Origin of the sequence: Variovorax stachyos, from assembly GCF_051400855.1 — a bacterium.
Taxonomy (GTDB): Bacteria; Pseudomonadota; Gammaproteobacteria; order Burkholderiales; family Burkholderiaceae_C; genus Variovorax.
This window is the reverse complement of record NZ_JBLFFN010000014.1, coordinates 121,044-141,723: the sequence shown is the minus strand read 5'-3', so window position 1 is coordinate 141,723 and position 20,680 is coordinate 121,044. Positions and strand designations below refer to the sequence as shown.

Genomic DNA, 20,680 nt, shown 5'->3' with positions numbered 1-20,680 from the left:
TTCTACATGGACAAGACCATGATGGTCTTCGGCGACGCGAAGAAGGTGGTCGAGGACATGGGCAAGGCAATCGAGTAAAAAGCGGCGCCCACGTGCGCACGCCGCCCGAGCCGAGAAGGCCGGGCGGCGTTTCCGTGACCAGAATCCAGAATTCTTGAGGAGACACATCCATGACAGACCGTCCCTGGCTCAGCAGCTACCCGCAAGGCGTACCGGCCGACATCGACGCTTCGCGCTATCCGTCGCTGGTCGCGCTCATGGAGGAGAGCTTCTCGAAATTCGCCGATCGCACGGCCTACAGCTTCATGGGGAAGGACATGAGCTACGGCGAGGTCGACAAGCTGAGCCGCGCCTTCGCCAGCTACCTGCAGGGCCTGGGCCTGGCCAAGGGCGATCGCGTCGCGGTGATGATGCCCAACTGCCTGCAGTACCCCATCGCGGTCTGCGGCATCCTGCGGGCCGGGCTGATCCTGGTGAACGTGAACCCGCTCTACACGCCGCGCGAGCTGGAGCACCAGCTCAAGGACTCGGGCTCCAAGGCGATCGTGATCATGGAGAACTTCGGCAACACGCTGCAGCAGTGCATCGGCGCCACGCCGGTCAAGCATGTGGTGCTGAGCGCCATGGGCGACCGGCTCGGCCTGCTCAAGGGCGCGCTGGTCAACTACGTGGTGCGCAACGTCAAGAAGTTGGTGCCTGCGTACAGCCTGCCCGGCGCCGTGCGCTTCAACGATGCGCTGGACAAGGGGGCGGGGCGCACACTGCAAACGGCGGCCATCGGACCCGATGACGTCGCGGTGCTGCAGTACACCGGCGGCACCACGGGTGTCTCGAAGGGCGCGGTGCTGCTGCATCGCAACGTGATCGCCAACGTGCTGCAGTCCGAAGCCTGGAACGACCCGGTCATGCAGAAGGTGCCTGCCGGCGAGCAGCCCACCAGTGTTTGCGCGCTGCCGCTCTATCACATCTTCGCGTTCACGGTGAACATGATGTTGTCCATGCGCACCGGCGGCAAGCTGATCCTGATCCCGAATCCGCGCGACATTCCGGCCGTGCTCAAGGAGTTGTCCAAGCACACCTTCCACAGCTTCCCGGCGGTCAACACGCTATTCAACGGGCTGGCCAACCACCCCGACTTCAACACCGTCAACTGGAAGAACCTCAAGGTCTCGGTCGGCGGCGGCATGGCGGTGCAGGGCGCGGTGGCCAAGCTCTGGCTCGAGAAGACCGGCTGCCCGATCTGCGAGGGCTACGGCCTTTCGGAGACATCGCCCTCGGCCACCTGCAACCCGACCACCAGCACCGCCTTTACCGGCACCATCGGCGTGCCCCTGCCGAGCACCTACCTGAAGCTGCTGGACGACGACGGCAACGAGGTGCCGCCGGGGCAGCCCGGCGAGATCGCGATCAAGGGCCCGCAGGTGATGGCCGGCTACTGGCAGCGCCCCGACGAGACGGCCAAGGTGATGACGCCCGACGGCTACTTCAAATCGGGCGACGTCGGCGTGGTCGACGAGCGCGGCTTCTTCAAGATCGTCGACCGCAAGAAGGACATGATCCTGGTCTCGGGCTTCAACGTGTACCCCAACGAGGTCGAGGAGGTGGTGGCGCAGATCCCGGGCGTGCTCGAATGCGCCGCCGTCGGCATTGCCGACGACAAGACCGGCGAGGCCGTCAAGCTGGTGATCGTCAAGAAGAACCCCGAGCTCACCGAAGCCCAGGTGCGCGAGTTCTGCCGCGCCAACCTCACCGGCTACAAGCAGCCCAAGGTGATCGAGTTCCGCACCGACCTGCCGAAGACACCGGTGGGCAAGATCCTGCGTCGCGAGCTGCGCGACAAGAAGTAGCGGGCATCTCCATGGCGGCGCCGGTCGCGATCGTGGCAGCCATGCAGGAGGAGCTCGGCGCGCTGCTTGCCGCCATGCCGGACGAGCAGCGCGTGCGCATCGCCGGCCGCGACTTCTGGGTAGGGCATCTGCAGGGGCAGCCCATCGTCGCGGTGCTGTCGCGGATCGGCAAGGTTGCGGCGGCGACGACCGCCACCGTGCTGCTCGAACGCTTCCGCGTGCGCGCCATCGTCTTCACGGGGGTGGCCGGCGGCTTGGCGCCCGGGGTGCGGGTGGGCGACGTGGTGGTGGCGACCCGGCTGCTGCAGCACGACCTGGACGCATCGCCGATCTTCCCGCGCTACGAAGTGCCCTTGACCGGGCATGCGCGCTTCGCGACCGACACCGCCATCAGCGATGCGCTGGCGACGGTGGCCGAGCGGCTGCTTGACGATCCGGTCGCGTTGCTGGGCCAGCAGGTGGTCGATGACTTCGGCCTGCACGCGCCGCGCCTGCACCGGGGCCTGGTGGTGAGCGGCGACCGCTTCATCGCCCGCGCGGCCGACAGCGAAGCGCTGCGCCATGACCTGCCCGACGCGCTGGCCTGCGAGATGGAAGGCGCCGCGGTGGCGCAGGTCTGCCACGACTACCGCGTGCCCTTCGCCGCGGTCCGAACCATCTCGGACCGCGCCGATGACCAGGCCCATGCCGACTTCCTGCGCTTCGTCGCCGCGGTCGCGAGCCGCTACAGCCTGGCCCTGATCGAGGCCTGGCTCGCGGGGCTGCCCGGCTCCCGCGCTACTTGAGCCAGCCGCGCCGGCGGAAGTACCACATCGGCACCAGCGCGCTGGCAACCATCAGCACGATCGCGTAGGCGTAGCCGTAGCTCCATTCCAGCTCGGGAATGAGCTTGAAGTTCATTCCGTACACGCTCGCGATCAGCGTTGGCGGCAGCAGCGCCACGCTGGCCACCGAGAAGATCTTGATGGTCTTGTTCTGGTTGATGTTGATGAAGCCGACCGTGGCGTCCATCAGGAAGTTGATCTTGTCGAACAGGAAGGCCGTGTGGTTGTCCAGCGACTCGATGTCGCGCAGGATCTGCCGCGCCTCCTCGAACTGCTCGGCGTTGAGCATGCGGCTGCGCATCATGAAGCTCACCGCGCGTCGCGTGTCCATCACATTGCGGCGGATGCGGCCGTTCAGGTCTTCCTGGCGCGCGATAGCGGCCAGCACCTCGCCGGCCAGCTCGTCGCTCACGTTGCCTTCGAGCACCTTCTTACCGGCGACTTCCAGCTCGTCGTAGATGTTCTCCAGCGAGTCGGCCGAGTACTCGGCATCGGCGTCGAAGAGCTTGAGCAGCACCTCCTTGGCGTCCTCGATCAGCCCGGGCGCCCGGCGCGCGCGCATGCGCAGCAGGCGGAACACCGGCACGTCCTCGTCATGGATCGAGAACAGCACCCCGCGGCTGCGCAGCTCGGCGTTGTGCTGGTTGAGGATGAAGGCCACCCGCACGGAGCGCGGGTTCTCGTCGTCGTCGATCAGGAAGTCGCTGCGCACGTGCAGCTCGCCGTTGTCTTCCTCGTAGAAGCGCGCCGACTCCTCGATGTCCTCGTCCATCGCATCCTCGGGGATGGACAGGCCGTAGTACTGCTTGATCCAGCGCTTCTCGTCCAGCGTGGGTGATTCGAGGTCGACCCAGATCGGCTGGAATTTCGACAGTTCCTCGAGCGCTTCGATCTCTTCCTGGACGAGGCGGCCGTTGGCGAGCGTGAAGATGTTGAGCATGGCTCACTCCCGGGTGGTGTGGTGACGTTGGCGAGGGCGGGGGCGAAGGGCGCTTTCAAGTCCCTGGCCAACGACGCGTCACAGGGGAGTTGAAAGCTGCCGAGGCGGGACGGTGTCCATCGAAGTCTCCGGTTGCAGCGAGGCGCGATTATGTCACCGGCCCCTTGCATTTTCCTGAGCGGATCTGGATGGATATCCAGTAAAGTCGCGCTCGATGTCCAGCGTCGCGATCCCAGTCCCCCTGCGCCAGGAAGAGCGTCTTGCCGCGGTGCTCTCCGAACTGAACGAGGCACAGCGGGCGGCCGTCGAGCACGGTGCCGGGGAAGCGTCCCCGGACGCGCGACCACTGCTCGTGATCGCCGGCGCCGGTTCGGGCAAGACCAGCACCCTGGCGCACCGCGTGGCCCACCTGATCGCGCACGGCGCCGATCCGCAGCGCATCCTGCTCCTGACCTTCTCGCGCCGCGCCGCGCAAGAGATGGAGCGGCGCGCCGGCCAGGTGCTGGCGAAGGTGCTCGGGCTGCGCTCGGAGGCGCCGCCGTCCTTGCCCTGGGCCGGCACCTTCCACGGCATCGGCGCCCGGCTGCTGCGCGAATATGCGGCGCAGATCGGCCTCGACGCCAGCTTCACCATCCACGACCGCGGCGATGCCGAGGACCTGATGGGCCTGGTGCGCAGCGACATCGGCCTGGCCGCGATGGAGCGGCGCTTCCCGCGCAAGGGCACCTGCCTGGCGATCTACTCGCGCACCGTCAACGGCGGCGCGCCGTTGGCCGAGGTCCTGGCCCAGGCCTTCCCATGGTGCGCCGAATGGGATGCCGAGCTCAAGCGCCTGTTCGGCGCGTACGTCGAGGCCAAGCAGGCCCAGCAGGTGCTCGATTACGACGACCTGCTGCTGTACTGGGCCGAGATGGTGGCCGAGCCCTCGCTCGCGGCGCAACTGGGCGCGCGCTTCGACCATGTGCTGGTCGACGAGTACCAGGACACCAACCTGCTGCAGTCCGCCATCCTGCGCGCCCTCAAGCCCGACGGGCGCGGCCTCACCGTGGTGGGCGACGATGCCCAGGCGATCTATTCCTTTCGCGGCGCGACCGTGCGCAACATCCTCGATTTCCCGGGCCAGTTCAGCCAGCCCGCGCGCATCGTCACGCTGGAGCGAAACTACCGCTCGACCCAACCGATCCTGGACGTCTCCAATTCGGTGATCGCGGCGGCGGCCGAGCGCCATGCCAAGACCCTGTGGACGGACAAGCCCTCGATGGGCCGGCCGCAACTCGTGCTGGTTCCCGACGAGGCCCAGCAGGCCCGCTTCGTGGCGCAGCGCGTGCTGGCGCACCGCGAAGGCGGGCTGGCCCTGAAGTCGCAGGCCGTGCTGTTCCGCACCTCGAGCCACAGTGCGGCGCTGGAGCTCGAGCTGGCACGGCGCAACATCCCCTTCGTCAAGTACGGTGGCCTCAAGTTCCTGGAGGCCGCGCACGTGAAGGATCTGCTGGCGGTACTGCGCTTTGCCCAGAACCCGCGCGGGCGCATGGCGGGCTTTCGCGTCACCCAGCTGATCCCGGGAATCGGGCCGGCCACCTCGACGCGGCTGCTCGAGGCGATGGCCGAGGCGGGGGATCCGGCTGCCGTGGTGCAGGCCTTCCAGCCGCCCGCCGCCGCGAAGGAGGAGTGGGCGCGCTTCGCGGCGATCTATGTGCAACTGCGTGCCCCGGAACTCGCCTGGCCCGCCGACATGGAGCTCGCGCTGCGCTGGTACCTGCCGCACCTGGAGCGGCTGCACGACGATGCCGGATTGCGTCGCGGCGACGTCGAGCAACTGGCCCGGCTGGCCTCCGGCTACGCCTCGCGCGAGCGCTTCCTGACCGAGCTCACGCTCGACCCGCCCGAGGCCACCAGCGACCGGCCCGGCCCGCCCCTGCTCGACGAGGACTACCTGATCCTCTCCACCATCCATTCGGCGAAGGGCCAGGAATGGCGCTCGGTGCACGTGCTCAACGTGGTCGACGGCTGCATCCCGGCCGATGTCGCGCAGGGCGCCCAGGAACTCGAGGAAGAGCGGCGCCTGCTCTACGTGGCGATGACGCGTGCCCGCGACCATCTGCACCTGATCGTGCCGCAGCGCTTCTACGTCACCCAGCAGGCGGTGCGCGGCGACCGCCATCTCTACGCCGGGCGCACGCGCTTCATCTCGGCGGCCGATGCCCGGGGCTTCGAGCAAGTCACCTGGCCGCCGGCGCCCGAGCGGGCCCCCGCGGTGCCGCCGCCGGCGGCGGTCATCGACTTGCGCAAGCGCCTGCGCGCCGCATGGCGCTGAGCACGGCGCGCGGTCTTTAGCACTACATATTTGATAGCGCCGGGGCCTTGACCACAAAGGCCTCCGGGGGTTTGCGCCAGGAGGGATTGCAATTCGATGACAGCATGGGCATAGTGAACCGACCCTTCCTCTTCTCCTTCCCCTGCCTTCCCCAACCCTCTTTTTTTTCGCCGGCCAGGCTTCATTTCTTGAGGCAAGGCCATTTTCCCAACCGTCAATTCCAGGAGGTCATTCATGAATTTGACGATCAGCGGTCACCACCTCGACGTCACCCCCGCGCTTCGCAGCTACGTCACGAGCAAGCTGGACCGAATCACCCGTCACTTCGACCAGGTGGTCGATGTGAAGGTGATCCTCACCGTGGAAAAGCAAAAGGAAAAGGAAAGGCGCCAACGGGCCGAATGCAATATTCACGTCAAGGGCAGTGACATGTTCGCCGAGTCGAGCCACGCTGATCTCTACGCCGCCGTCGACGAGCTGGTCGACAAGCTCGACCGCCAGGTCGTGCGGCACAAGGAGTGCCTCAAGGACCACTACCACGCTGCGCCGAAGCGCGTGATGTAGTGCCCCTTCGGGCAAACACTCTTGCGGGCCGCCTTCGGGCGGCTCTTTGCTTTTTGCGGGGCGGGTGCATAATCGCCCCCGCCCTGCCCCAACATGAACCGACTCGCGTCCATCCTGCCGCCCGCTCAAGTCCTTGTGAGCGTCGACGCCACCAGCAAGAAACGAGCTTTCGAAGAAGCGGGCTTGCTGTTTGAAAACCTGCACGGCCTCGGCCGCGCCCTCATCACCGACAGCCTGTTCGCCCGCGAGCGTTTGGGCTCCACCGGGCTGGGGCACGGCGTGGCCATCCCCCACGGCCGCATCAAGGGCCTGAAGTCGCCGATGGCGGCGGTTTTCCAGCTGGCCAACCCGATCGGCTTCGATGCGCCGGACGAGCAGCCCGTGGTGCTCCTGATCTTCCTTCTGGTGCCCGAAGCGGCGACCCAGAAACATCTGGAAATACTTTCCGAGATCGCCGAGCTGCTGAGCGACGCCGGCCTGCGCGAGCAGATCAAGTCGAGCAACGACGCCGCGCAGCTGCATGCCCTGATCGCAGGATGGCAATCGGCCCAGGTCGCTTGAAGCGCAGCATCTTCCGTCCGGCGTCTGGCGCATGAAGCCGACCGTCATCAGCGCCGATGCGATGTTCGAGGAGTTCCGCGGCTCCTTGCGCTGGGAGTGGCTTGCGGGCCTGGGCGCCTCGGAGCGCCAGTTCGACCCCGGCGTCATCAGTCGTGCCCAGTCGGCCGCCGACCTGGTCGGCTACCTCAACTACATCCATCCCTACCGCGTGCAGATCCTCGGCGCGCGCGAAGTGGCCTATCTCACTCGCGGCTCGCCGGACGACTGCGTGCGGCGTATCGCCCGCATCGTGACGCTGGAGCCGCCCATGCTGGTGCTGGCCGACGGGCAGGTGGCGCCCGACCAGCTGCTGTCGATCTGCGAGCGCGCCCAGCTGCCCCTGTTCGCGACGCGGGAATCCTCCGCCTTCGTCATCGACCTGCTGCGCGCCTACCTGTCCAAGCATTTCGCCGAACGTACCTCGATGCACGGCGTGTTCATGGACATCCTCGGCCTGGGCGTGATGATCACCGGCGAATCGGGGCTGGGGAAAAGCGAGCTGGGCCTGGAGCTGATCTCGCGCGGCAACGGCCTGGTGGCCGACGACGCGGTCGATCTCTATCGCATCAACCAGACCACGCTCGAAGGGCGCTGCCCCGAGCTGCTGCAGAACCTGCTGGAAGTGCGCGGCATCGGCCTGCTGGACATCCGCGCCATCTTCGGCGAGACCGCGGTGCGCCGGAAGATGCGGCTCAAGCTGATCGTGCATCTGGTGCGGCGCGACAGCTTCGAGCGCGACTACGAACGCATGCCATCGGCGCCGCTGACCCAGGACGTGCTGGGCATCCCGGTGCGCAAGGTGATCATCCAGGTGGTGGCCGGGCGCAACATCGCGGTGCTGGTGGAAGCAGCGGTGCGCAACTCGATCCTGCAACTGCGCGGCATCGACACCTATGCCGACTTCGTGGCGCGGCACCACAAGGCCATGGAAGGCGCGCGGGACGACGAATAGAGGGGGAGGGTGCGGCCGCCTTGCGGCGGGGCCGCCCGTGGGCCCTAGCGCTTGCCCGTGCAGTCCGCACAGAGCCCGTAGAGCGACATGGCGTGGTCCTGCAGGATCCAGCCCTTGTCCTTCGAGATCATCTGCTGGCGCCGCTCGATCTCGGCGTCGTAGAACTCCTCGACCTTGCCGCAGCCGGTGCAGATCAGGTGGTCGTGGTGCGTGCCCTCGTTGAGCTCGTAGACCGCCTTGCCGCTCTCGAAGTGGCTGCGCTCGAGAATGCCGGCCTGCTCGAACTGCGTGAGCACGCGGTAGACCGTCGCCAGGCCGATGTCGGAATGTTCGTTGAGCAGCACCCGGAAGACGTCTTCCGCCGTCATGTGCCGCTGCCCGCCATTCTGGAAGATCTCGAGGATCTTGAGGCGCGGCAACGTGGCCTTGAGGCCGGTGCTCTTGAGTTCGTCGATGTTGCCCATGGTCACTCCTGCGCCCTTCCCTGCGAGAGGCCCCTGGAGGGGCAGCCGCTACAATGGCCCGATCATATCGCTTGCCCTCCCGGCCTTTCCCCATGCCTGAGTTTTCCCAAGAAAGCCGCCTCTGGCTGCTCGCCGGCGCGGTCGCCGCGACGCTGAGCCTGGGGGCTTGCAGCAGCTTCACCGAACGTTCGCGCGGCGTCCTCTCTGCCATCACGCCCTACAAGGTCGAAGTGGTGCAGGGCAATTTCGTCTCGAAGGAGCAAGTCGAGCTGCTCAAGCCCGGCATGTCTCGCCAGCAGGTGCGCGAAATCCTCGGCACCCCGCTGCTGACCGACGTGTTTCACACCAACCGCTGGGACTACGTGTTCACCATCCGGCGCCAGGGCGTCGAGCCCCAGCAGCGACGGCTGACGGTGTTCTTCAACGGCGAGGTCCTCGATCGCTTCGAGGGCGATGCGATGCCGAGCGAGCAGGAATTCGTCGCCGCGGTCGATGCCCGCGGGCGGGCCGGCAAGGTGCCGGTGCTGGAAGCCACGGAAGACCAGCTCAAGAAGTTCGAGCCGTCCAAGGACAAGGGCAAGGAGGCTGACGCCGACACCTCCGCCTCCCTGCCGCCGCTGCCCCCCAGCTATCCGCCGCTCGAAGCGACGCGCTAGTACGCCGGCTCCGCCGGCCCCGCCGGCCCCCCAGGCCGCATCGGCCGGCATTTCCCGAAGGCTCCCCGCGTGACTGACTCCTCTCCCGCCATCACTCCGCCGCTGCGCCGCATTGCGATCGCCGGCGCCTCCGGCCGCATGGGCCGCATGCTGATCGAGGCCGTGCGCGAGGCCCAGGACTGCCGCCTGGCCGGCGCCCTCGATCTCGCGGGCAGCCCGGCAATCGGCAGCGACGCTGCCGGCTTCCTCGGATTCACCAGCGGCGTGCCCATCGTGTCCGACCTGCGCACGGGCCTGCAGGACGCCCAGGTGCTCATCGACTTCACCCGCCCCGAGGGCACGCTCGCGCATCTGGCCGTTTGCCGCGAACTGGGCGTGCAGGCCGTGATCGGCACCACCGGCTTCAGCGACGCGCAGAAGGCCGAGATCCACGCCGCAGCCAAGGACATCGCCATCGTGATGGCGCCCAACATGAGCGTGGGCGTCAACGTCACCTTCAAGTTGCTGGAGATGGCGGCCAAGGCCCTCTCCACCGGCTACGACATCGAGATCATCGAGGCGCATCACCGCCACAAGGTCGACGCGCCCTCCGGCACCGCGCTCAAGATGGGCGAGGTGATCGCCGGCGCGCTGGGCCGCGATCTCAAGGAATGCGCGGTCTATGCGCGCGAGGGCGTCACCGGCGAGCGCGATCCTTCGAGCATCGGCTTCGCGACCATCCGCGGCGGCGACATCGTGGGCGACCACACGGTGCTCTTCGCCGGCACCGGCGAGCGCATCGAGATCACGCACAAGTCCGCCAGCCGCGCCACCTACGCCCAAGGCAGCCTGCGCGCGGTGCGCTTCCTGGCCGATCGCAAGAACGGGCTGTTCGACATGTTCGACGTGCTCGGACTGCGCTAAGAAGCTGTGAACGAACCCGCCACGCCCGCTCATCCCGCCCAGGCGGCCCCACTCTGCGTTGCAAATGCTCGCCGTGGCGCGAGCTACGGCTGCGCTTTGCGCCTTGATTGGGGCCACCGGGGCGGTTTGCTCGGGCGCGCCGGGTTCATTCACAGCTTCTGCCCACTCGACGCATGACGGTCCTGGAGCTGCTCACCCACGGCGATGGCGTCAGCCGCTCGGTGGCGGCACTGCTGCTGCTGATGTCGGTCGCCAGCTGGGTCGTGATCCTCTGGAAGGGCTGGCTGCTGCGCGGCGGCACCCGCGACGTGGTGCGCAGCATCGCGGCCTTCTGGCAATCCGCCTCCCTGGGCGATGCGGAGGAGAGGTTGCGCGGCTTCGACCGCGCGGCCCTGGTCTGGCCGGCGGTGAGCGCGGTGCGCCAGCTCGGCGCGCAGCCCGACCCGGCCACGCTCGGCGGCGCGGTCGCGCGCGGCCAACGCCTCACGCGGGTGCTGCGCGATGCCCTGCACGCGGCGCTGCGGCGGCTGCAGTCCGGGCAGATCCTGCTGGCCACGGTCGGTGCCACCGCGCCCTTCGTCGGGCTGCTGGGCACGGTATGGGGCATCTACGGCGCCCTCACCGGCATCGCCGGCGAGACCGGTGGCTTCACCATCGACAAGGTAGCCGGGCCGGTGGGCGAGGCGCTCATCATGACCGCCTTCGGCCTCGCAGTGGCCATCCCGGCCGTGCTGGCCTACAACGTGTTCGGCCGCGTGGTCAGCCGCATCGAGGCCGAGCTCGAAGGCTTCGCGCACGACCTGCTCGGCGCCCTGGGCGAGGACCCGGCGCGCGAGGCGCCCCTGCCTCCCGCCCGCCCGATGCCCGCATAGCCGCCGGGACACTGCCATGGCCTTCGGTCGCACCTCCCTCGGCAGCAGCGCCACCGGCGGCCGCGCGATCGGCGCCGGCGGGCAGCGGCCGCTGTCGGACATCAACGTCACGCCGCTGGTGGACGTCATGCTGGTGCTGCTGGTCATCTTCATCATCACCGCCCCGCTGATGGCGAGCTCGATCAAGCTGGATCTGCCGCGCACCGACGCGGGCCAGCCCGGCGACACGCCGAAGTTCGTGAGCCTTTCGGTGGACACGGCCGGCCGGCTCTTCCTCAACGACCAACCGGTGACCGCCGAGGAACTCGCGACCCGGCTGCAGAAGGCCGCCGCCGAGAACCGCGACACCGAGGTCCAGCTGCGTGCCGACCAGGCGGTCCCCTACGGCCGCGTCGTCGAGTTGATGGGCATCGCGAACAAGGCCGGACTCAGCCGCATCGGCTTCGTGACCGACGCGCCGCTGCGCAAGCCCTGAGACCTCCCCGGGGAGGGCGCCGGCCGGGGCTTCCCTGTCTTCATCGGGCGCCAGGGCATTGGCAGCCGCGATAATCCGTCTTCCCCGGCCGTCCGATGCCGGGCTGTTGTTGCTCTTTGCCCAATGAACCCCAGCTACAAACCCAGCGACGTCGAGTCGGCCGCCCAGGCCGCCTGGACGGCGGCCGACGTCTACCGCGTGACCGAGGACGCGCGAAAGAAGAAGTACTACGCCTGCTCGATGCTGCCGTACCCCAGCGGCAAGCTGCACATGGGCCATGTGCGCAACTACACCATCAACGACATGCTTACGCGCTACCTGCGCATGAGCGGCTACAACGTCCTGATGCCCATGGGCTGGGACGCCTTCGGCCTGCCGGCCGAGAACGCGGCCCTCAAGAACGGCGTGCCGCCCGCCAGGTGGACCTACGAGAACATCGGCTACATGAAGGGCCAGCTCCAGGCCATGGGCCTGGCGATCGACTGGAGCCGCGAGATCGCGACCTGCGATCCCAGCTACTACAAGTGGAACCAGTGGCTGTTCCTCAAGATGCTCGAAAAGGGCATCGCCTACCGCAAGACCCAGGTGGTCAACTGGGATCCGGTCGACCAGACCGTGCTGGCCAACGAGCAGGTGGTCGACGGCAAGGGCTGGCGCACCGGCGCGACCGTCGAGCGGCGCGAGATTCCCGGCTACTACCTGAAGATCAGCGATTACGCCGAGGAACTGCTCGACCACACCCAGCACAAGCTGCCGGGCTGGCCCGAGCGCGTCAAGCTGATGCAGGAAAACTGGATCGGCAAGAGCGAGGGCGTGCGCTTCGCTTTCCCGCATGACATCCGGGACGAGAAGGGCGAGCTCATCCAGGGCGGCCGCATGTACGTCTTCACCACGCGGGCCGACACCATCATGGGGGTGACCTTCTGCGCCGTCGCGCCGGAGCACCCCCTGGCGCTGCATGCCGCAAGGACGAATCCCGAGCTCGCCGCCTTCATCGAGGAATGCAAGAGCGGTGGCACCACCGAGGCCGAGCTCGCGACGCAGGAAAAGAAGGGCGTGCCCACCGGGCTGAACGTGCGGCATCCGATCACCGACGAGCCGGTGCCGGTCTGGGTCGGCAACTACGTGCTGATCGGCTACGGCGACGGCGCCGTGATGGGCGTGCCGGCGCATGACGAGCGCGACTTCGCCTTCGCCAACAAGTACGGCATCGAGATCATCCAGGTGGTCCTGGTCGACGACGAGCCTCACTTCGACTATCACCGCTGGCAGGACTGGTACGCCGACAAGGAGCGCGGCGTGACGATCAACTCCGACAACTTCAGCGGCATGTCGCATTCCGAGGCGGTCAAGGCGGTGGCACATGCGTTGGGCCAGAAGGGCCTGGGCGAGATGCAGACCACCTGGCGCCTGCGCGACTGGGGCGTGAGCCGCCAGCGCTACTGGGGAACGCCGATTCCCATCATCCATTGCGACGAGCATGGTGCGGTGCCGGTGCCCGAGAAGGACCTCCCGGTCGTGCTGCCTACCGACTGCGTGCCCGACGGCTCGGGCAATCCGCTGCACAAGCACGAAGGCTTCCATGCCGGCGTGGTCTGCCCCGTCTGCGGCAAGCCGGCGCGCCGCGAGACCGACACCATGGACACCTTTGTCGACAGCGCCTGGTACTTCATGCGCTACTGCGATCCGAAGAACGACCAGGCCATGGTCGGCGAGGGCGCGCAGTACTGGATGCCGGTGGACCAGTACATCGGCGGGATCGAGCACGCCATCCTGCACCTGCTCTACGCGCGCTTCTGGACGAAGGTGATGCGCGATATCCAGATAGAGGGCCCCGGAAATTCCGGTCCCCGTGGCCTGGTGAAGGTGGACGAACCCTTCAGCAAGCTGCTCACGCAGGGCATGGTGCTCAACCACATCTTCTACCGGCGCAGCGGGAAGGGCGGCAAGGAGTACTTCCCGCCCTCCGAGGTGACGCAGGTGCTCGACGCACAGGGCCGCATCACCGGCGGCACGCTGGCCGACGGCACGAAGGTCGAATACGGCGGCGTCGGCAAGATGGGCAAGAGCGAGCGCAACGGCGTCGACCCGCAGGACCTGATCGAGAAATACGGCGCGGACACCGCGCGCCTCTACACCATGTTCACCGCCCCGCCCGAGGCCACGCTGGAGTGGAACGACGCGGCGGTGGAGGGCAGCTTCCGCTTTCTGCGCCGGGTCTGGAACTACGGCGCGGCGCTCGGCACGGCGCGGGCGGCGGTGCCGGGGGGTGAGGAGATCGACCTCGAGACGGTGGATCCGCGCTCGGCCTTCGGCAAGGAGGCCAAGGCACTGCGCCGCGAGGTGCACTCCGTGCTGCGCCAGATCGACTACGACTACCAGCGCATGCAGTACAACACCGTCGTTTCAGGGACGATGAAGCTGCTGAACGCGCTCGAAGGCTTCAAGTCCGATGGCAGCCCGGGCGACCGGGCCGCCGCGCGCGAGGGCTTCGGCATCCTGCTGCGCTGCCTGTACCCGGCCACGCCGCACATCACGCATGCGCTGTGGCACGAACTGGACTACGACAAGCTCCACGGGCCGCTGCTCGACGCACCCTGGCCGGCGGTCGACACGATCGCCCTCGAGCAGGACGAGATCGAGCTGATGCTGCAGGTCAACGGCAAGCTGCGCGGCTCGCTGCGCGTGCCCGCCAATGCCAGCAAGCCGGAGATCGAGAAGATCGCGCTGGCCAGCGAGGCCTTCGCCAAGCACGCCGACGGCGCCGTGCCCAAGCGCGTGATCGTGGTGCCGGGGCGGCTGGTCAACGTGGTGGTATGAGGGGCAACATGAACACATCGATCCGGGACGACGGGCGCCTGCAGCGCCGCGCCCTGTTCACCGCCGCAGTCTCCGCGGTGGCGCTCGCCGGCTGCGGCTTCGAGCTGCGCAAGGCGCCGGACTTCGCCTTCAAGTCGCTCGCGGTGCCGGGCACCTCGGCCTTCGTGAACACGCTGCGCCGCCAGTTCCGTGCCGCGGGCAATGTCGAGCTGGTGCCGATCGAGGAGCAACAGCGCGCCGACGCGGTGCTGGACGTCCTGTCCGAGACCCGCGGCAGTGCCGTGCTCTCCACCAACTCGGCCGGCCAGGTACGCGAGCTGCAGCTGCGCCTCACGATGCGGGTGCGGCTGCGCACGCCGGGCGGCAAGGAACTGATGCCCCCCACCCAGATCGAGCAGACCCGCGACATCACCTACAACGAAACCGCCGCGCTGGCCAAGGAAAGCGAGACCGAGCTGCTGTACCGCGACATGCAGACCGACATCGCCCAGCAGACGCTGCGCCGGCTCGCGGCGGTCAAGAGTCTCTGATGCAGCTCGCCGCGGCCCAGCTCGAAGCCCACCTGCAGAAGGGGCTGAAGCCGCTCTACGGCATCCACGGCGACGAGCCCCTGCTGGCGCAGGAAGCGGCCGACGCGATCCGCGCGGCGGCGCGGCAGCAGGGCTACACCGAGCGCTGCTCGTACACCGTGGCCGGCGCGCACTTCGACTGGAGCGCGGTGCTGGCGGCCGGCGGCTCGCTGAGCCTGTTTGCCGAGCGGCAGATCGTCGAGATCCGCATCCCCTCCGGCAAGCCGGGCAAGGACGGCAGCGCGGCGCTGCAGCAGATCGCCGAGGCCGCACCGGGCAACGACAGCACCCTCACGCTGGTCCTGCTGCCGCGGCTGGACAAGGCCACGCGCACCGGCGCCTGGTTCGCGGCCCTCGAGAACCACGGCGTCAGCCTGCCGGTCGAGACCATCGAGCGCGCCGCGCTGCCGCAGTGGATCGCGCAGCGGCTGGCGCGGCAGGCGCAGCGGGTGAAGGGCGGCGAGGAGGGCCAGCGCACCCTGCAGTTCTTCGCCGACCGCGTCGAAGGCAACCTGCTGGCCGCGCACCAGGAGATCCAGAAGCTCGCGCTGCTGTACCCCGCTGGCGAGCTCGGCTGGGAGCAGGTCGAGGCCGCGGTGAACAACGTGGCGCGCTACGACGTCTTCAAGCTTTCCGAGGCAGTGCTGGGCGGCAACCCTCAGCGGGTGGCGCGCATGCTCGACGGCCTGCAGGCCGAAGGCGAGGCCGAGGTGCTGGTGCATTACACGCTGGCCGAGGACATCCGCGCGCTCAAGCGGGTGAAGGACGCCATGTCGGCCGGCCGCCCGCTGCCCATGGCGCTGCGCGAAAACCGCATCTGGGGGCCGCGCGAGCGCGCCTTCGAGCGCGTGCTGCCGCGGCTGGACGAGCGCGCGCTGGCCCGCCTGCTGCGCGCCGCCCACGTGGTGGACGGCATCGTCAAGGGCCTGAAGCAGCCCGACTGGCCGGCCGGCGGCTGGCAGGCACTGCAGCGGCTGGCGCTGATGCTGTGCCGCGCCTGTAGCACGCCGGCACGGGGTTGAAGCCCCCGCGGCGTTGCTCTTTCGGGAACTCGGCGTTTCCATGTGCCGACCGATCCCGCGGGCACCGCGTGGGAAAATGCAGGCGATGAACGCCTTCAACGTCAACGAAACCATGCAGGCCCTGGGGCTGCAGGCCAAGACCGCCGCCGCCCTGATGGCGAAGGCCCCCGCGGCGACCAAGAACCAGGCGCTCAGGGCGCTGGCGCGCCGCCTGCGCGATAGCGCCGAAGCGCTGGCGCCCGCCAACGCGCGCGACATCGAGCGCGCCCAGGCCGCCGGCCTCTCGGCACCGATGGTCGACCGCCTCAAGCTCACGCCCAAGACCATCGAGACCGTGGCGCTGGGCTGCGAGCAGCTGGCCGCCATGCCCGACGTGATCGGCGAGGTCATCGGCATGCGGCAGCAGCCCAGCGGCATCCGCGTAGGCCAGATGCGGGTGCCGATCGGCGTCTTCGGCATGATCTACGAGAGCCGGCCCAATGTGACCATCGAGGCCGCCAGCCTGGCGATCAAGAGCGGCAACGCGGCTATCCTGCGTGGCGGCTCGGAGGCGATCGAGTCGAACAAGGCCCTGGCCGCGCTGGTGGGCGAGGCGCTCGCCGAAGCCGGCCTGCCGGTGGAAGCGGTGCAACTGGTACAGACCACCGACCGCGAGGCGGTGGGCCGGCTGATCGCCATGCCCGAGTTCGTGGACGTGATCATCCCGCGCGGCGGCAAGGGGCTGATCGAGCGCATCAGCCGCGAGGCCAAGGTGCCGGTGATCAAGCACCTGGACGGCAACTGCCATGTCTATGTCGACGACACGGCCGAGCTCGACATGGCGGTGCGCATCGTCGACAACGCCAAGACCCAGAAGTACAGCCCCTGCAACGCGGCGGAAGGCCTGCTGGTGGCGGCCTCGATGGCAGAGGTCTTCCTGCCCGAGATCGGCTCCATCTTCGCGGCCAAGGGGGTCGAGATGCGCTGCGACCCCGCCGCCGCCCGCATCCTGCGGACCGAGGGCGCTCTGCCGCCGGGCGCCCGGGTGGTCGACGCGATCGAGTCCGACTGGTCGGAGGAGTACCTGGCGGCCGTCATCAGCATCAAGGTGGTGGAGGGCGTGGACGAGGCCATCGCCCACATCAACCGCTATTCCAGCCACCACACCGATGCCATCGTCACGCGCGATCACCTGCACGCCCAGCGTTTCCTGCGCGAAGTGGATTCGGCCAGCGTGATGGTCAACGCCAGCACCCGCTTCGCGGACGGCTTCGAGTTCGGGCTTGGCGCCGAGATCGGCATCAGCACCGACAAGTTCCATGCGCGCGGGCCGGTGGGCATCGAGGGGCTGACCTCGCTCAAATACGTGGTGCTGGGGCAGGGGGAAGTGCGGGACTGACAGGCGGACATTCCTGCGAGAAGGTATCGCGCGTACTCCGCATCCCGCCCGCCTGTCCGAGACGGCTTGTCATCCATCACGGCACCCCCAAATCCTACAATTCCACTCCACCTTTCGTCGCAGAACACCCATAACAAGGCCGCCTCATGGTCCCCCACCTCGTCACCGCCCTGACCGGCCCGATCAACGAACTCGAGCAGCGCATCCTCGACTCCATGCCGGCCATCGAGCGCTGGTTCCGGCTCGAATGGATGGAGCACACGCCGCCTTTCTACAGCTCGGTCGACATCCGCAATGCCGGCTTCAAGCTGGCGCCGGTCGATACCAGCCTCTACCCGCGCGGCTGGAACAACCTCACGGACGACATGCTGCCGCTGGCGGTACAGGCCGCGCAGGCCGCGATCGAGAAGATCTGCCCCGAAGCCCGCAACCTGCTGGTGATCCCCGAGAACCACTCGAAAAACACCTTCTACCTGGCCAACGTCGCGCGCCTGGTGAAGATCTTCCACATGGCCGGGCTCAACGTGCGGGTGGGCTCCATCGACCCGGCCATCAAGTCGCCCAAGAAGATCGACTTGCCGCACGGCGAGAGCGTGTGCCTGGAGCCGGTGGTGCGCAGCCGGCGGCGCCTGGGGCTCAAGCATTTCGATCCGTGCACCATCCTGCTCAACAACGACCTGTCGGCCGGCACGCCGGGCATCCTGGAAGACCTGCATGAGCAGTACCTGTTGCCGCCGCTGCATGCCGGCTGGTCGGTGCGCCGCAAGAGCAACCACTACCACAGCTACGAAGAGGTGTCCAAGCGCTTCGGCAAGCTGCTGGGCATCGACCCCTGGCTGATCAACCCCATGTATGCGCGCGCCGGCGGCGTCGACCTCGCGGAGGGCAAGGGCCTGGACGTGCTGACCAGCCATGTCGATGCGCTGCTCACCAAGATCCGGCGCAAGTACAAGGAATACGGCATCAACGAGAAGCCTTTCGTGGTGGTCAAGGCGGACAACGGCGCCGACCCGATGGGCGTGATGACGGTGCGCGACCTCAAGGACCTGGAGGCCTTCAACCGCCGCGCGCGCACCCGGTCGGCCGCTGCCAACGACGAGCCCCGGCTCGCGAGCGACCTGATCGTGCAGGAAGGCGTGCTGACCAACGAGCGCGTCCACAACGGCGTGGCCGAGCCGGTCGTCTACATGATGGACCGCTACGTGGTCGGCGGCTTCTACCGGGTGCACGCGGAGCGCAGCCCTGACGAGAACCTCAATCTCCCGGGTGCCAGCTTCGTGCCGCTCGCTTTTTCGGAGAGTGCGCACTTACCGCAGCCGGGCGCCAAGCCGGGCGCGAGCGCACCCAACCGCTTCTACATGTACGGGGTGATCGGGCGGCTCGCCATGGTGGCGGCAAGCTACGAGATGGAAGCGACCAACCCTGACGCCGAGACGTACGAATGATTTCTTAAGCCCGGCCTTGCGGCGGGTCCGGGTGGCGGCAAAATAGCGACCCCATAGCAACGCAAGAACCCGAGGGCGGAGGGCGACGCGGAGGCCGCATCAGGCCGACGAGGCGCCGGGGCGTGCATCCCGCGCCCGACGCTCTCGTTGTGCACCGATTCCCGTGTCCCCGACCAAATCCTCCTCCGCCGCGCTGATCCTCGCGGCCATCGGCGTCGTTTACGGCGATATCGGCACCAGCGTGCTGTATGCGGTCAAGGAGGTGTTCGGACACGGCCATGTCCCGTTCACGGTCGAGAACGTCTACGGCATCCTGTCGATGTTCTTCTGGACGCTGACGGTGATCGTCTCCCTCAAGTACGTGGTGCTGGTGCTGCGTGCCGACAACGAGGGCGAGGGCGGCCTGGTGGCGATGCTGGCGCTGGCCTCGCAGGCGGTGGTCGACAAGCCGCGGCTGCGCCAGGTGCTGCTGGTGGTCGGGATCTTCGGCACCTCGCTGTTCTATGGGGACGGCGTCATCACCCCGGCGATATCCGTGCTGTCCGCAGTCGAGGGCCTGGAGGTGGTGTCACCGCACTTCAAGCACTACGTGATCCCCATCACGCTGGTCGTGCTGTTCTGTCTGTTCGCGGTGCAGAAGCACGGGACCGCGGGCATCGGCCGCTTCTTCGGGCCCATCACGCTGGCCTGGTTCGTCGTCATCGCGCTGCTGGGCGTCTCGCAGATCATCACGCACCCGTCCATCCTCAAGGCGATCAGCCCGCATTTCGCGCTGCGCTTCATGTGGGACAACCCGGGCACCAGCTTCATCATCCTGGGCGCGACGGTGCTGTGCGTCACGGGGGCCGAGGCGCTCTACGCCGATCTCGGCCATTTCGGCAAGCGGCCGATCCGCGTCGCCTGGTTCACGGTGGTCATGCCGGCGCTCACGCTCAACTACTTCGGACAGGGGGCGCTGCTGCTCGAGAACCCCGCGGCAGTGAAGAACCCGTTCTACATGATGGCGCCCGAATGGGCGCTGATTCCGCTGGTGCTGCTCGCCACGGCGGCCACGGTCATCGCGTCCCAGGCGCTGATCACGGGCGCCTTCAGCGTCACACGCCAGGTGATCCAGCTCGGCTATCTCCCACGGCTCAACATCGAGCACACCAGCGTGCGCACCGCGGGCCAGATCTACATTCCCTTGGTCAATTGGGGGCTGTTCGTCGCCATCGTGCTGGCCGTGGTCATGTTCCGCTCGTCGAGCAACCTGGCCGCGGCCTACGGCATCGCCGTCACCACCGACATGCTGATCACCACGGTGCTGACCTTCTTCGTGATCCGCTACGCCTGGAAGTACCCGCTGGCGCTGTGCATCGCGGCCACCGGCGCCTTCTTCGTCATCGACTTCCTGTTCTTCGCCTCCAACCTGCTGAAGCTGTTCGACGGCGGCTGGTTCCCGCTGCTGATCGGCGGCTCCATCTTCATGCTGATGCTGACCTGGAAGGAAGGCCGCCGGCTCATGGGCCAGATGCAGATGGCCGAGGCCATCGACCTGCGCAGCTTTCTCGACTCGGTGTTCGTCAGCCCGCCGGCGCGCGTCGACGGCACGGCCGTCTTCATGACCGCCGAGCCGGGCGTGGTGCCCAATGCGTTGCTGCACAACCTCAAGCACAACAAGGTGATGCACGAGCAGAACCTGTTCGTCACCGTGCGCAACCACGAGGTGCCGTGGATCCCGATGGACAAGCGCATCGAGATGGAGCCGCTCGGCCACCATTGCTGGCAGGTGATCGTGCACTACGGCTTCAAGAACGACGTCGACCTGCCACGCGCGCTCGAGCACGCTCGCCTGCGCGGCTGCCAGCTCGAGCCGATGACCACCAGCTACTTCCTGTCCCGCGACGTGGTCATTCCCACGTTCGGCAGCGGCATGGCGCCGTGGCGCGAGAAGCTGTTCGCGCAGATGCACCACAACGCCAGCGGGGCCGCCGGATTCCTTGGCCTGCCCAACAACGCGGTGGTGGAGCTCGGTTCGAAGATCGAGATCTGACGA

Annotated in this window: 18 protein-coding genes; 16 read left to right on the top strand and 2 right to left on the bottom strand. The window is 67.7% G+C overall.

Annotation, left to right across the window (positions count from 1 at the left end):
* Positions 1 to 170 precede the first annotated feature (170 nt).
* Both ACMGEZ_RS22440 and ACMGEZ_RS22435 read left to right on the top strand, forming a co-directional pair.
* Positions 171 to 1,847: a long-chain-fatty-acid--CoA ligase gene (locus ACMGEZ_RS22440; RefSeq protein ID WP_436824479.1), complete on the top strand. Its 1,677-nt coding sequence runs from the start codon at positions 171 to 173 to the stop codon at positions 1,845 to 1,847.
* A gap of 11 nt (positions 1,848 to 1,858) precedes the next feature.
* The gene (locus tag ACMGEZ_RS22435) at positions 1,859 to 2,632 is read left to right on the top strand and encodes a 5'-methylthioadenosine/adenosylhomocysteine nucleosidase (protein ID WP_436824478.1); all 774 of its coding nucleotides are present in this window, start codon (positions 1,859 to 1,861) and stop codon (positions 2,630 to 2,632) included.
* On the opposite strand, the gene corA is transcribed toward ACMGEZ_RS22435, so the two are convergent.
* On the bottom strand, positions 2,625 to 3,611 hold the full coding sequence (gene corA, locus ACMGEZ_RS22430; RefSeq protein WP_436824477.1) for a magnesium/cobalt transporter CorA: 987 nt from the start codon (positions 3,609 to 3,611) through the stop codon (positions 2,625 to 2,627). The two genes, ACMGEZ_RS22435 and corA, sit on opposite strands and share 8 nt — an antisense overlap.
* A 214-nt stretch (positions 3,612 to 3,825) precedes the next feature.
* On the opposite strand from corA, the gene ACMGEZ_RS22425 reads away from it, so the two are divergent.
* The 4 genes from ACMGEZ_RS22425 (at position 3,826) to hprK (ending at position 8,041) form a co-directional block, all read left to right on the top strand.
* Positions 3,826 to 5,925 (top strand): ATP-dependent helicase, encoded by a 2,100-nt coding sequence (locus ACMGEZ_RS22425; RefSeq protein ID WP_436824476.1) that lies wholly within the window; start codon positions 3,826 to 3,828, stop codon positions 5,923 to 5,925.
* Positions 5,926 to 6,159: 234 nt separating this feature from the next.
* The gene (gene hpf / locus ACMGEZ_RS22420; RefSeq protein WP_162576904.1) at positions 6,160 to 6,489 is read left to right on the top strand and encodes a ribosome hibernation-promoting factor, HPF/YfiA family; all 330 of its coding nucleotides are present in this window, start codon (positions 6,160 to 6,162) and stop codon (positions 6,487 to 6,489) included.
* A 93-nt stretch (positions 6,490 to 6,582) separates the two neighbouring features.
* The gene (locus ACMGEZ_RS22415) at positions 6,583 to 7,050 is read left to right on the top strand and encodes a PTS sugar transporter subunit IIA (RefSeq protein WP_068681828.1); all 468 of its coding nucleotides are present in this window, start codon (positions 6,583 to 6,585) and stop codon (positions 7,048 to 7,050) included.
* A 31-nt stretch (positions 7,051 to 7,081) separates the two neighbouring features.
* On the top strand, positions 7,082 to 8,041 hold the full coding sequence (hprK, locus tag ACMGEZ_RS22410) for an HPr(Ser) kinase/phosphatase (protein WP_436824475.1): 960 nt from the start codon (positions 7,082 to 7,084) through the stop codon (positions 8,039 to 8,041).
* 44 nt (positions 8,042 to 8,085) lie between these two features.
* Here the strand turns inward: hprK and fur are convergent, their stop codons facing one another.
* On the bottom strand, positions 8,086 to 8,505 hold the full coding sequence (gene fur / locus ACMGEZ_RS22405; RefSeq protein ID WP_436824474.1) for a ferric iron uptake transcriptional regulator: 420 nt from the start codon (positions 8,503 to 8,505) through the stop codon (positions 8,086 to 8,088).
* Between the two features lie 92 nt (positions 8,506 to 8,597).
* Here fur and ACMGEZ_RS22400 point away from each other — a divergent pair, with 92 nt between their 5' ends.
* The 10 genes from ACMGEZ_RS22400 to ACMGEZ_RS22355 all read left to right on the top strand — a co-directional run bounded on the left by ACMGEZ_RS22400 (position 8,598) and on the right by ACMGEZ_RS22355 (position 20,677).
* Positions 8,598 to 9,161, top strand: coding sequence for an outer membrane protein assembly factor BamE (locus tag ACMGEZ_RS22400; RefSeq protein WP_436824473.1), 564 nt, complete (start codon positions 8,598 to 8,600; stop codon positions 9,159 to 9,161).
* A 102-nt stretch (positions 9,162 to 9,263) separates the two neighbouring features.
* Positions 9,264 to 10,064, top strand: coding sequence for a 4-hydroxy-tetrahydrodipicolinate reductase (dapB, locus tag ACMGEZ_RS22395; RefSeq protein WP_436824488.1), 801 nt, complete (start codon positions 9,264 to 9,266; stop codon positions 10,062 to 10,064).
* 173 nt (positions 10,065 to 10,237) lie between these two features.
* Entirely contained in the window at positions 10,238 to 10,936 is a 699-nt protein-coding gene (locus ACMGEZ_RS22390) for a MotA/TolQ/ExbB proton channel family protein (protein ID WP_436824472.1), read from the top strand.
* Positions 10,937 to 10,952: 16 nt separating this feature from the next.
* Positions 10,953 to 11,411: an ExbD/TolR family protein gene (locus tag ACMGEZ_RS22385; protein WP_436824471.1), complete on the top strand. Its 459-nt coding sequence runs from the start codon at positions 10,953 to 10,955 to the stop codon at positions 11,409 to 11,411.
* Positions 11,412 to 11,534: 123 nt separating this feature from the next.
* Complete coding sequence (leuS, locus tag ACMGEZ_RS22380; RefSeq protein WP_436824470.1) at positions 11,535 to 14,231, top strand: leucine--tRNA ligase; 2,697 nt, start codon at positions 11,535 to 11,537, stop codon at positions 14,229 to 14,231.
* Positions 14,232 to 14,239: 8 nt separating this feature from the next.
* On the top strand, positions 14,240 to 14,761 hold the full coding sequence (locus tag ACMGEZ_RS22375) for an LPS-assembly lipoprotein LptE (protein WP_436824469.1): 522 nt from the start codon (positions 14,240 to 14,242) through the stop codon (positions 14,759 to 14,761).
* The gene (gene holA, locus ACMGEZ_RS22370; RefSeq protein WP_436824468.1) at positions 14,761 to 15,822 is read left to right on the top strand and encodes a DNA polymerase III subunit delta; all 1,062 of its coding nucleotides are present in this window, start codon (positions 14,761 to 14,763) and stop codon (positions 15,820 to 15,822) included. Before ACMGEZ_RS22375 ends, holA begins: the two co-directional genes overlap by 1 nt.
* A gap of 40 nt (positions 15,823 to 15,862) precedes the next feature.
* Positions 15,863 to 17,200: a glutamate-5-semialdehyde dehydrogenase gene (locus ACMGEZ_RS22365; RefSeq protein WP_436824467.1), complete on the top strand. Its 1,338-nt coding sequence runs from the start codon at positions 15,863 to 15,865 to the stop codon at positions 17,198 to 17,200.
* A gap of 146 nt (positions 17,201 to 17,346) precedes the next feature.
* Positions 17,347 to 18,645, top strand: a complete 1,299-nt coding sequence (gene gshA / locus ACMGEZ_RS22360) for a glutamate--cysteine ligase (RefSeq protein WP_436824466.1) — start codon at positions 17,347 to 17,349, stop codon at positions 18,643 to 18,645.
* Positions 18,646 to 18,808: 163 nt separating this feature from the next.
* Positions 18,809 to 20,677, top strand: a complete 1,869-nt coding sequence (locus ACMGEZ_RS22355; RefSeq protein ID WP_436824465.1) for a potassium transporter Kup — start codon at positions 18,809 to 18,811, stop codon at positions 20,675 to 20,677.
* Positions 20,678 to 20,680: the final 3 nt, after the last annotated feature.

Coding starts and splice junctions, on each gene's coding strand:
- ACMGEZ_RS22440 (WP_436824479.1), top strand. CDS start 171: ATGACAGACCGTCCCTGGCTCAGCAGCTACCCGCAAGGCGTACCGGCC.
- ACMGEZ_RS22435 (WP_436824478.1), top strand. CDS start 1,859: ATGGCGGCGCCGGTCGCGATCGTGGCAGCCATGCAGGAGGAGCTCGGC.
- corA (WP_436824477.1), bottom strand. CDS start 3,611: ATGCTCAACATCTTCACGCTCGCCAACGGCCGCCTCGTCCAGGAAGAG.
- ACMGEZ_RS22425 (WP_436824476.1), top strand. CDS start 3,826: ATGTCCAGCGTCGCGATCCCAGTCCCCCTGCGCCAGGAAGAGCGTCTT.
- hpf (WP_162576904.1), top strand. CDS start 6,160: ATGAATTTGACGATCAGCGGTCACCACCTCGACGTCACCCCCGCGCTT.
- ACMGEZ_RS22415 (WP_068681828.1), top strand. CDS start 6,583: ATGAACCGACTCGCGTCCATCCTGCCGCCCGCTCAAGTCCTTGTGAGC.
- hprK (WP_436824475.1), top strand. CDS start 7,082: ATGAAGCCGACCGTCATCAGCGCCGATGCGATGTTCGAGGAGTTCCGC.
- fur (WP_436824474.1), bottom strand. CDS start 8,505: ATGGGCAACATCGACGAACTCAAGAGCACCGGCCTCAAGGCCACGTTG.
- ACMGEZ_RS22400 (WP_436824473.1), top strand. CDS start 8,598: ATGCCTGAGTTTTCCCAAGAAAGCCGCCTCTGGCTGCTCGCCGGCGCG.
- ACMGEZ_RS22390 (WP_436824472.1), top strand. CDS start 10,238: ATGACGGTCCTGGAGCTGCTCACCCACGGCGATGGCGTCAGCCGCTCG.
- ACMGEZ_RS22385 (WP_436824471.1), top strand. CDS start 10,953: ATGGCCTTCGGTCGCACCTCCCTCGGCAGCAGCGCCACCGGCGGCCGC.
- leuS (WP_436824470.1), top strand. CDS start 11,535: ATGAACCCCAGCTACAAACCCAGCGACGTCGAGTCGGCCGCCCAGGCC.
- ACMGEZ_RS22375 (WP_436824469.1), top strand. CDS start 14,240: ATGAACACATCGATCCGGGACGACGGGCGCCTGCAGCGCCGCGCCCTG.
- holA (WP_436824468.1), top strand. CDS start 14,761: ATGCAGCTCGCCGCGGCCCAGCTCGAAGCCCACCTGCAGAAGGGGCTG.
- ACMGEZ_RS22365 (WP_436824467.1), top strand. CDS start 15,863: ATGTGCCGACCGATCCCGCGGGCACCGCGTGGGAAAATGCAGGCGATG.
- gshA (WP_436824466.1), top strand. CDS start 17,347: ATGGTCCCCCACCTCGTCACCGCCCTGACCGGCCCGATCAACGAACTC.